Below are 458 nucleotides of genomic sequence, written 5' to 3' on the forward strand. Positions count from 1 at the left end.
GAGCCGACAGGCGGCCATCGCCAAATAAAGGGTGTATATGAACCTGACCGGAATTCACGCCGAATATTGGCGACAACGTAAGGCACCCATTCCGGGCTGGGCGGCCGGATTCATGCCGCGCGCCCGTGTTGATATCGATGCGTGCGTGAATCAGCACGCGGAACCGAAACCGCGACGCGCGGACGGCGTGCACGCGTGTGATAACCTGTTGGCTATCATCCGTTCGCACCGAAAGCATATCGCGCGCACGCATCGCGGCGACTCCAATGCAGAGTTCCGCGTATCCGCGCTCGCTTGCTATCTCGAAGGCATAGCGCAACAGCCGGGTACCGTGTGCAATCCCGAAAAGCGCGCGGCTTTTGCTCGCAAATGGGCGGCCCGCATCCGCAACCGTGCGCGCGACGTGGCTCGGGCGCGTGAGGAATAACCTAGGAATCGATAGGGTTATTGTTGTCGGG

General features: G+C 60.9%; 1 protein-coding gene. It reads left to right on the forward strand.

Annotated elements, in window-relative coordinates; genetic code table 11:
• The first annotated feature begins 37 nt into the window (after nucleotides 1-37).
• The gene (locus tag M3666_RS16370; protein WP_251155811.1) at nucleotides 38-427 is read left to right on the forward strand and encodes a hypothetical protein; all 390 of its coding nucleotides are present in this window, start codon (nucleotides 38-40) and stop codon (nucleotides 425-427) included.
• Nucleotides 428-458: the final 31 nt, after the last annotated feature.

This window comes from Curtobacterium sp. ODYSSEY 48 V2 (assembly GCF_023712625.1).
Classification (GTDB): domain Bacteria; phylum Actinomycetota; class Actinomycetes; order Actinomycetales; family Microbacteriaceae; genus Curtobacterium.